The sequence below is a fragment of the Streptomyces sp. PU-14G genome (assembly GCF_041028275.1).
Taxonomy (GTDB): domain Bacteria; phylum Actinomycetota; class Actinomycetes; order Streptomycetales; family Streptomycetaceae; genus Streptomyces.
In genome coordinates this window covers 1-9,488 of record NZ_JASKYT010000275.1, presented here as the reverse complement: position 1 = coordinate 9,488, position 9,488 = coordinate 1, and the positions used below count along the sequence as shown (strand labels likewise).

The window sequence follows — 9,488 nt, the reverse complement described above, 5'->3', positions numbered from 1 at the left end:
GAGCCGTGCCGCCCGCCCACTTCGGCCCCGCCATCCGCCGGGGAGGCCCCGCCATCCGCCGGAAGGCAGGCGGCGGAGCGGCGAGGGCCGGGCGGCACGGCTCGGCGCGTGCGGGTCAGCCGACGGGGACCGGCTCCGCGCTCGCGGCCATCTCGGCGGGCACCGCCTCGGCGGGGATGCGGAACTGTTTGCCGCAGGCTCCGCACATGATGGGGGCCTGCGCGAGCACCGAGGGAACGACCCGGACGTTGCGGCCGCAGTCGCACACCGCCTTCACGCGGACCCCGCCCCCCGACGAGCCGTGGCGCGCGGCGGGGCCGCGGAAACTGCGCCCGGTATCGGTCTCGGTGGCCGCGCTGTACGCCTTCAGGGCCCGCTGGAGCCGCTCGATGGTGGGCCGGTAGCGCCGCCGGGTGTCGGGCGTGAGGACCACGAGGGAGAAGCCGCTGCTGGGATGCGGCTCCTCGGGGTGGTCGAGCCCCAGCTCCTCGGCGATCGCCAGGAAGCGGCGGTTGTGATACCGGCCCGCGCGTGAGGTGTCACGGACACCGCGGGCCGCGGCGATGCCGTGGACTGCCTCGTGCAGCAGCCGTTCGAAGGAGAGGCCGGTACCGCATGCGGACGAGGACTCTCCGATGAGTGATTCGGGCGCGGCCAGGTCCGGCAGCTCGGGGTGGTGCCGTTGAATATCGGCCCAGGCGGCTGCCAGCTCGGCGGCGAGAACTGGTGGTGTCGTGCTCACGTCGTTCTCAACGAGCGGAAGGGCCCTGGTGTTCCGATTCCGGGGCATCGCAAATATTTTGCACGTACCAGTCAGTCGGCGTCGTTGCGGCGGGAGCGGGGCGGGTGCCCCGATCTGCGGCCAAGCCGCGCACCCGCCGCAACCCGGGACGTATCACCGGTACGGGCACGTCAGTACGCCCCACCGGAGCGGGGAGCGGGCACGTCAGTACGCGCGTGCCACCAGCGCGACCGTGCCCGGTTCGTCCTCCGTCCGCGGCACCGAGCCGTCCTCGGCGACCAGACAGCGCACCGTTACCGCGTGCTCGGCCAGCGCCGTCTCGCCCTCCGGGCCGAGCGCGGACCACGGCAGGCGCGCCCATCCACCGGTGGTGACGGCTTCCACCGCCTCGCCGATGGTACGGACGTTTTCTGTGCGCTGTTCGCGCCGCTCGCGCGTCTGGTGCAGCAGAAGGGCCTGGTCGTCCTCCAGCAAGCCGGGGAGGGTGTCGGCCAGGGCGGCGAGCGGGACCTGCTCCTTGGTACGCGGCACGCGTCGCACCAGAGAGGCGGTACGACCCCCGCCCGGGGCGTCCCCTGCCACGTCGCGCGGGCCGATCTCGATCCGTACAGGTACGCCCTTGAGCTCCCAGTCGACCGCCCGCCGCCCGAAGGGGACGTCCGTACGGTCGTCGATCCGCACCCGCAGTCCCGCGGTGCTCAGTTCCTCGGCCAGGGCGCGCGCCCTGGCCAGCACGGCTTCCTCGCCCTTGACCGCGAGGACCACCACCTGGACAGGGGCCAGCCGCGGCGGCAGGCGGAGTCCGTCGTCGTCGCCGTGTGCCATCACCATCGCGCCGACCATGCGCGTGGTGCTCCCCCAGGAGGTCTGCCAGGCGTGCTCGCGGGTGCCACTCCCTGGTGAGGAACCTGGTGCCGAAGGCGCGGGAGAAGTTCTGCCCCAACTCGTGGCTGGTCGCCATCTGGAGCGCCTTGCCGTCGCCCATCATCGCCTCCAGCGTGAGGGTGTTCAGCGCGCCGGAGAAGCGTTCGCGGACCGTTTTGCGGCCTGGCACGACGTCGACGGCCAGGACCTCGGTCATGAAGTCCTGGTAGACGTCACGGTGGATGCGGGCGGCGAAGTCGCGCGCGTCCTCGAAGGTGGCGTGCGCGGTGTGCCCCTCCTGCCACAGGAACTCGGAGGTGCGCAGGAAGAGCCGGGGCCGCATCTCCCAGCGGACCACGTTGGCCCACTGGTTGATCAGCAGGGGCAGGTCGCGGTAGCTCTGCACCCACCTCGCGAAGGAGTCGTTGATGATCGTCTCGGAGGTGGGCCGCACCACGGCGGGCTCCTCCAGCTGCTTGCCTCCGCCGTGAGTGACGACGGCCAGCTCGGGTGAGAAGCCTTCGACGTGCTCGGCTTCCTTGGTCATGTAGGACTGCGGGATCAGGAGGGGGAAGTAGGCGTTCTGGACCCCCGTGCGCTTGATGCGCGCGTCCATGTCCGCCTGCATGCGCTCCCAGAGGCCGTAGCCGTACGGTCGGATCACCATCGTGCCGCGCACTGGCCCGTTCTCCGCGAGCTCTGCTTTGTTCACCAGTTCCTGATACCAGCGCGGGAAGTCCTCGGCCCTGGGGGTGAGGACGGGTGATTTCGCCATGGCGGGCATCGTAGGGCGCCGGTCCGTCGCGCGCCGCGGCATTTGTGCGCGGAGCAGCTGCGGCATTTGTGCGCGGAGCGGGGGCGCAGGCGGGGAGCGCGGAACTCCGGAGGAGGGGCAGGCCCGCTGCGACGGTTCCGCCGTCTCGTCCGGCGCGACGTGGTGGGGTCAGGCGGTCGGCCCGGGCCACTCCTCCGAGGTCAGCGCGAAGCGCTCGTGGTCCCGCCAGGCGTCGTTGATGAAGAGCATGCGCGGCGAGTAGCCCTCGTGCCGGAAGCCGAGCCGCTTGGCCATCGCCAGGGACCGCTCGTTCTCCGGCTGGACGTTGATCTCCAGCCGGTGCAGCCCGAGCCCGTCGGGCCCGGGCTGGAAGCAGCGGTCGACCACCAGCCGCAGCCCCTCGGTCATCCGCCCCGTCCCGGCGTAGGGCAGGTAGCTGTCGTAGCCGAGGGAACCGTTGCGGAAGCGCGCCCTGACGATGTTGGCGACGTTCACCCGCCCGACCAGGCCTTCGTCCTCCCGGTCGAGGATGAGGAACGTGCGCAGCGCGGGGCCCTGGCGGCGCAGCAGGTCGGGGAGGCCGTCGGGCTCGACGGGGTTCCACGGGCGGAGGTGGTCTGCCGACCGGACGACGGCCTCGCTGTAGAGCTGTTCGTCGGAGGGCCGCGGGGGGCGGATGTATACGCGCATGGACGACATCATCCGCCTTTGCCGCGGCAGGCTCGCGTCAGGGGAGGTCACTTCGGGGGCAGCATGTCCTTGAACTCCTGAGGGAGTTCGAAGTCGCCCGGGTCCTGGCCGGCACCGGGGAGGCCGAAGGCGCCGCCCTGCTCGCTCTCGGCCCGGCGGGCGGCTTGGGCCTGCTCCTCCTGCTTGCGCTTCATCGGGTTGCCCGACTGGCGCTTGCCCTTGGCCTTCTTCTGCTGCTTGCCCTTCTTCTTGCCGCCCCCGGCGCCGGGCATTCCCGGCATCCCGGGCATCCCCGGCATGCCGCCGCCCTGCGCCATCTTGGACATCATCTTGCGGGCGTCGAAGAAGCGCTCCACCAGGTTCTTCACCGCGCTGACGTCGACCCCGGAGCCCCGGGCGATACGGGCCCGGCGGGAGCCGTTGATGAGCGTCGGCTCGGCGCGCTCCGCCGGCGTCATCGACTTGATGATGGCGGCCGTACGGTCGACCTCGCGCTCGTCCAGGTTGTTGATCTGCTCCTTCATCTGGCCCATGCCCGGCATCATGCCGAGCAGCTTGGAGAGGGAGCCCATCTTGCGGACCTGCTCCATCTGGGCCAGGAAGTCGTCGAACGTGAACTCCTTCGGCCCCTTCGCCAGCTTGGCGGCCATCTTCTCGGCCTCTTGCTGGCTGAAGGTCTGCTCCGCCTTCTCGATCAGCGTGAGCATGTCGCCCATGCCAAGGATGCGGGACGCCATGCGGTCCGGGTGGAACGCGTCGAAGTCGTCCAGCTTCTCGCCGTTGGAGGCGAACATGATCTGCTTGCCGGTGACCTGGGCGACGGAGAGCGCCGCACCGCCGCGCGCGTCACCGTCGAGCTTGGAGAGCACGACCCCGTCGAAGCCGACGCCCTCCTGGAAGGCCTCCGCCGTGGTGACCGCGTCCTGACCGATCATGGCGTCGACGACGAAGAGGACCTCGTCGGGGCTGACGGCGTCGCGAATGTCGGCGGCCTGCCGCATCAGCTCCTGGTCGATGCCGAGGCGTCCGGCGGTGTCGACGATGACCACGTCGTGCTGCTTGTCACGCGCGTAGGTGATCGAGTCCTGGGCGACCTTGACCGGATCGCCGACCCCGTTGCCCGGCTCCGGCGCGAAGACGGCCACCCCGGCGCGCTCGGCGACGACCGAGAGCTGGTTGACCGCGTTGGGGCGCTGGAGGTCCGCCGCGACCAGGACCGGCGTGTGGCCCTGCTGCTGGAGCCAGCGGCCCAGCTTGCCCGCCAGGGTCGTCTTACCGGCGCCCTGGAGGCCGGCGAGCATGATGACGGTCGGCGGGTTCTTGGCGAACCGCAGGCGCCTGGTCTCGCCGCCGAGGATGCCGACCAGCTCCTCGTTGACGATTTTGATGACCTGCTGGGCAGGGTTCAGCGCCTGGGAGACCTCGGCCCCCATGGCGCGTTCCTTGACCTGCTTGATGAAGGCTCGGACAACAGGCAGCGCGACGTCCGCCTCGAGCAGGGCGATGCGGATCTCACGCGCGGTGGCGTCGATGTCCGCCTCGCTGAGGCGCCCTTTGCCCCGGAGGTTCTTGAACGTCGCACTCAGGCGGTCGGAAAGGGTATCGAACACAGCGCTCGTCGGTCCTCGGGTCGGTGGCGGAGTCAATCACTGGCAAGGGTAGCCGCCCTCCCGGCGGCGGGTCCCCGCCAGTCCGGATCGGACCGTGCGCAGCCGCACCGCGAGGCGGCCTCCCGACCTCCGCGCGGCGACCTCCGGACCTCCGCGAGGCGGCCTCCGGACCTCCGCGCGGCGACCTCCCGACCTCCGCGCCGACCGGGACCGCGTACCGGCCGCAGGCCGGACCGCGGACCGGCATGCCGCAGGCGCGTTCCGCGTCGGCTGCCCGAGGCGGACCCCGGGCGCCCGGACCGCTCACAGCGCGTCCTGGCCCCGCTCACCCGTCCTGACGCGGACAGCGGTCTCCACGGGCACGACCCAGACCTTCCCGTCACCGGTCCTGGCGGTGTGGGCCGCCTTGACGAGGACGTCGATGAGCTGTCCTGCGTCCTCGTCCCGGGCCAGCACCTCGACGCGCACCTTGGGCACGAGGTCGACCGTGTACGCGGCGCCACGGTAGACCTCGGTGTGTCCGCGCTGGCGGCCGTAACCGCCGGCCTCGGTGACGGTGAGGCCCTGGACGCCGAAGGCCCGCAGCGCCTCCTTCACCTCGTCGAACCTGGCGGGCCTGATCACGGCGGTGACGAGCTTCATGCGTCCACCTTGGTCGCACGGCTGGAGCGAAGGGCGGTGCCGGGCGCGGCGGCGGTGTCAGGCGCGGCGGCCGTGCCGGGCGGTGTGGCCGTGCCGGGCGGTGCGGGCGGCACGTCGGGCGTACGGCCCGTGGAGCCGCCGACGGCGGTGAAGTCGTACGCCGTCTCCGCGTGGAACGCCTGGTCGACGCCGGCCGTCTCGTCGTCGGGGTCGGCGCGGAAGCCGATCGTGACCTGCACCAGTTTGGCCAGCAGCCAGGAGACGGCGAAGGAGAAGGCCAGCACCGAGAAGGCGCCGAGGGCCTGCTTGCCGAACTGGGCAGGGCCGCCGACCCCGTCCACGGCGAGGAACCCGACCAGCAGGGTGCCGACGAGGCCGCCGACCAGGTGGACACCGACGACGTCGAGCGAGTCGTCGTAGCCCAGCTTGTACTTCAGGCCGACCGCCCAGGAGCAGACGAGGCCGGCCACCGCACCGATGACCAGTGCGCCCATGGCGTTGACCGAGGCGCCGGCCGGGGTGATGGCCACCAGCCCGGCGATCGCCCCGGAGGCCGCGCCCAGCGTGGTGAAGGCTCCGTGGCGCAGACGTTCGTAGGCGAGCCAGCCCGCGAGGGCGGCGCCGGTGGCGACCTGGGTGTTGAGCGCCATGGTCGCGGCGGTGCCGTCGGCCGCGAGCGCGGAACCGGCGTTGAACCCGAACCAGCCGAACCAGAGCAGGGCGGCGCCCAGCACGACCAGGGGCAGGTTGTGCGGGCGCATCGGGTCCTTCGTGAAGCCGATGCGCTCTCCGACGACCAGGACGGCGGCCAGCGCGCCGATGCCGGCGTTGATGTGGACGGCGGTGCCCCCGGCGAAGTCGATGACCTCCAGTTCACGGAGCCAGCCGCCCTCCGCCCACACCCAGTGCGCGACGGGGAAGTAGACGAGCGTGACCCACAGCGTGAGGAAGACCGCCCAGGCGCCGAACGTCACGCGGTCGGCGAGGGCGCCGCTCATCAGGGCCGGAGCGAGGACGGCGAACATCATCTGGAACAGGACGAACGCGAGCAGGGGAATGCCGCCCTGCTCGGTGAGGGAGTCGGGAGTGAGTCCCCGCAGCCCGGCGTGGTCGAGGTTGCCGATCACACCGCCGGCGTCGGGGCCGAAGGCGAGCGAGTAGCCGAAGAGCACCCACAGCACGCTGACGACCGCCAGCGAGATGAAGGACATCATCAGCATGTTCAGGGCGCTCTTGACCCGGACCATGCCGCCGTAGAAGAAGGCGAGACCAGGCGTCATCAGCATCACGAAGAACGCGCTGACCAGGACGAAAGCGGTATCCGCGCCGTTCAATGCGAACGTCTCCTCGAACCGTGGCCCCTCTCGGGCCATGGGGCCCCGCCCGGCCGGAGGCCGGCAGGAAGGCGGGCGTGTCCGCCAGATTTCCCCCACCCGGTTTCCGCCACCGCCACGCGGTGTTGCGCGACCGTGAAAACCGGCCCGACGGTGTTACGAGGAGATGAAACGCACCTGAGGAAAAGGAGGCGCCGCCAGGGAGGGGCGGCGCCGGCCGGAGGCGGCGTCAGCCAGAGGCGGCGTCAGCCGGCCACGGCCTCGTTCTCGGCCAGTTCCACGCGCAGTCGCTCGCTCAGGTGTACGACGTCCGCGACCCCTCCGAACTCGCGGACGGCACCCGCGGTGGTGCGCCGCAGCCGGTTGTTGACCCGCTCGGAGCGCAGCCGCTTGGCCAGCCCGAGGGCCTCGCTGGCACGGGCGACGCACCCTTCCGGCTCGTTCTGGAGAAGGTGCACGCTGGCCATCCCGATCAGGTTGAGCGCGTAGGAGCGCTGGTGGCCGCCGCCCTCGGCCTCCCGCGCCTCGCGCGCGAACAGCGCGACGGCACGCTCCATCGCGGGCCGGGCCAGGGACGCGTAAGTGGGGCTGCGCCCGGAGGAGTAGGCCAGGTCACGGTAGGAGTGCGCGTTCTCCGCGCACAGTTCGGCCTCGGAGAAGAAGCGGATCCAGTCGGGGTCGGCGTCGCAGCGGTCGATGTCGGAGAAGGTCTCCTCGGCCATCCGCACGGCGCGCTTGCACTTGCCCGGCTGGCCCATGTTCGCGTAGGCACGGGCCTCCATGGCGTGGAGCATGGCCTGGGTGCGGGGCGTGGATCCTTCCCGGCTGCCGTACTGGGCGAGGTGGGTCAGCTCCAGGGCGTCCTCGGGGCGGCCCAGGTGGATCATCTGGCGGGCCATCTTGCTGAGGATGAAGGAGCCGAGCGGCCGGTCGCCGGCTTCCTTGGCGGCGTGCAGGGCCAGCACGAAGTACTTCTGCGCGGTGGGCTGGAGGCCGACGTCGTAACTCATCCAGCCCGCGAGTTCGGACAGCTCGGCCGTGACGCGGAAGAGGCGGCGCCTGACGGGTTCGGGGTGGCGTTCCTGGAGGAGGTCGGTGACCTCGTGGAGCTGGCCGACGACGGCCTTGCGGCGGAGCCCTCCCCCGCACTGGGCGTCCCAGGCGCGGAACATCTCCGTCGTCTGCTCCAGCAGCTCCAGCTCGGGGCCGGAGAGCCGCTGTGCGCGCCGTGGCCCCGCGACCGCCGCCCTGGGCGCCGGAACGGCTGTGCCGCCAGGCCGCCCGTGCCCGTCCGGGGTGGCCGGGCCTGGCACCTGGCCTGTGGGCGTCGGCGCGTCGGGCTGCGGTCCTGGGACCAGCCAGCGTTGCATCGGCTCGACGAGGGCGGGCCCCGCGGAGACGGCCAGTGAGGCCCCCAGGAAGCCGCGTTGGCCGAGCATCAGATCGCTGCGGGTGAAGTCGCTGATCATCGCGATGGTCTGGGGCCCTGCCCAGGGCAGGTCGACGCCGGAGGCGGCGGGGGACCGCCGGGCGGGCCGCAGCCCCAGGTCCTCGACGGCGACGACGCAGCCGAAGCGTTCGGAGAAGAGGTCCGAGAGGATGCGGGGGATGGGTTCGCGGGGCTGTTCGCCGTCCAGCCAGCGGCGTACCCGCGAGGTGTCGGTGCTGATGTGGTGCGCGCCCAACTGCCGTGCCCGGCGGTTGACCTGGCGCGCCAGTTCCCCTTTCGACCAGCCACTGCGCACGAACCACGAGCCCAGGCGCTCGTTCGGGCTCTTGCTCGTCTGGCCTCGCTCAGCCACTGGTAACGCCCCCATCCCGCGTCGGTGGCGGACACCGGCCGGGGGCGGCCCGCGCTCCCCCGCGCGCCCCGCCGCACCCTCGGCTCGCCATGCCCCAGGCATAGTCCGCTGCCGCGCTCTCTCCCTGTGTGTACCGAAAGTAATCCTACGATCACGAGCCTGGCGAGTGTAATTGCAGAATCGCCACCATTCGCCACCCCTTCGAATGAACCCTTCCGCGTCAGTAAGCGCTTGACTTGACACCGGGCATCACCCCACGGAGAGACAGCCCCGACTCCCCGCCCCGTTCCAGCAGTCCGACCGTCACTGTGTGCAACGTAGTCGTAACCATCAGCATTCGGGACCCGTTGGAGTGAGCATGGGCTTCACGATCGGCGCCATCGGCGGTCTCAGCGGCATCCGCGAGATCCGCGAACTGCGGCCCGGTGCACGCAGGCGCGAGCGCGCCCAGGTGTGCACCACCGTGGCGGAGTACACGAGCCTGTGGGGCTGGGACGTGGTCCCGGGCGCCCGGGCCGCGCGGTCGGGAGGCCGTGTCACCTGTTCGTGTGGCGCAGCCGCGTGCCCCGCCCCCGGCGACCACCCCCTCGACGCGACGGTGGAGGTGCCGGCGGGCGCCACCCTCGACGAGGCCACGCGCGCGTGGGCCCAGGTGCCCGGCGCCGCCACGCTGCTGCCGACGGGCCGCGCCTTCGACGTGCTCGAGGTGGGGCTGACCGCGGGCCGGTGCGCGCTGGCGCGGCTGGAGCGCATGGGGGTGCCGCTGGGCCCCGTGGCGGCGACGCCCCACGGCAGGGCCTGGTTCCTGGTCGCCCCCGGCGCGGCGGCCGAGCTGCCCGATCTGCTCTACCGGATGGGCTGGGACGACGCGGATCTCGATCTGCGGGGCAGGGGCGAGGGGGAGCACATCACGGCACCCCCCTCCGACCTGGCCGCCCGTGGCCCGGTCGGCTGGCTGCGCCCGCCCACCCTGGAGACGGCCGGCCGTCCGCCGCAGGCGCGGCTGCTGCTGGGAACGCTGGCCTATGT

Annotated in this window: 7 protein-coding genes and 1 pseudogene; 1 reads left to right on the top strand and 7 read right to left on the bottom strand. The window is 71.9% G+C overall.

From position 1 onward, the window contains the following. Positions 1–115 precede the first annotated feature (115 nt). The 7 genes and pseudogenes from AB8Z75_RS25650 to AB8Z75_RS25620 all read right to left on the bottom strand — a co-directional run bounded on the left by AB8Z75_RS25650 (position 116) and on the right by AB8Z75_RS25620 (position 8,474). Positions 116–790 (bottom strand): hypothetical protein, encoded by a 675-nt coding sequence (locus AB8Z75_RS25650; protein WP_369205910.1) that lies wholly within the window; start codon positions 788–790, stop codon positions 116–118. A gap of 156 nt (positions 791–946) precedes the next feature. Further along, a pseudogene (proS, locus tag AB8Z75_RS25645) lies at positions 947–2,381 on the bottom strand (proline--tRNA ligase). Between the two features lie 168 nt (positions 2,382–2,549). Further along, positions 2,550–3,071, bottom strand: coding sequence for a GNAT family N-acetyltransferase (locus AB8Z75_RS25640; protein WP_369205908.1), 522 nt, complete (start codon positions 3,069–3,071; stop codon positions 2,550–2,552). A 47-nt stretch (positions 3,072–3,118) separates the two neighbouring features. Next, a complete protein-coding gene (gene ffh, locus AB8Z75_RS25635) occupies positions 3,119–4,681 on the bottom strand; it encodes a signal recognition particle protein (protein WP_369205906.1) in 1,563 nt (520 codons plus the stop codon). Between the two features lie 303 nt (positions 4,682–4,984). Next, positions 4,985–5,323 (bottom strand): P-II family nitrogen regulator, encoded by a 339-nt coding sequence (locus AB8Z75_RS25630; RefSeq protein WP_369205904.1) that lies wholly within the window; start codon positions 5,321–5,323, stop codon positions 4,985–4,987. Continuing rightward, positions 5,320–6,657, bottom strand: coding sequence for an ammonium transporter (locus AB8Z75_RS25625; protein WP_369205902.1), 1,338 nt, complete (start codon positions 6,655–6,657; stop codon positions 5,320–5,322). Before AB8Z75_RS25625 ends, AB8Z75_RS25630 begins: the two co-directional genes overlap by 4 nt. A gap of 245 nt (positions 6,658–6,902) precedes the next feature. Continuing rightward, complete coding sequence (locus AB8Z75_RS25620) at positions 6,903–8,474, bottom strand: hypothetical protein (RefSeq protein WP_369205900.1); 1,572 nt, start codon at positions 8,472–8,474, stop codon at positions 6,903–6,905. Between the two features lie 343 nt (positions 8,475–8,817). Here AB8Z75_RS25620 and AB8Z75_RS25615 point away from each other — a divergent pair. Then, positions 8,818–9,488 (top strand): bifunctional DNA primase/polymerase (locus AB8Z75_RS25615; protein WP_369205898.1); only part of this gene is annotated, 671 nt, incomplete at its 3' end.

Bases quoted from the DNA above. Each gene is read 5' to 3' on its own strand.
- AB8Z75_RS25650 (WP_369205910.1), bottom strand. From the start codon at position 790: ATGCCCCGGAATCGGAACACCAGGGCCCTTCCGCTCGTTGAGAACGAC.
- AB8Z75_RS25640 (WP_369205908.1), bottom strand. From the start codon at position 3,071: ATGCGCGTATACATCCGCCCCCCGCGGCCCTCCGACGAACAGCTCTAC.
- AB8Z75_RS25630 (WP_369205904.1), bottom strand. From the start codon at position 5,323: ATGAAGCTCGTCACCGCCGTGATCAGGCCCGCCAGGTTCGACGAGGTG.
- AB8Z75_RS25620 (WP_369205900.1), bottom strand. From the start codon at position 8,474: ATGGGGGCGTTACCAGTGGCTGAGCGAGGCCAGACGAGCAAGAGCCCG.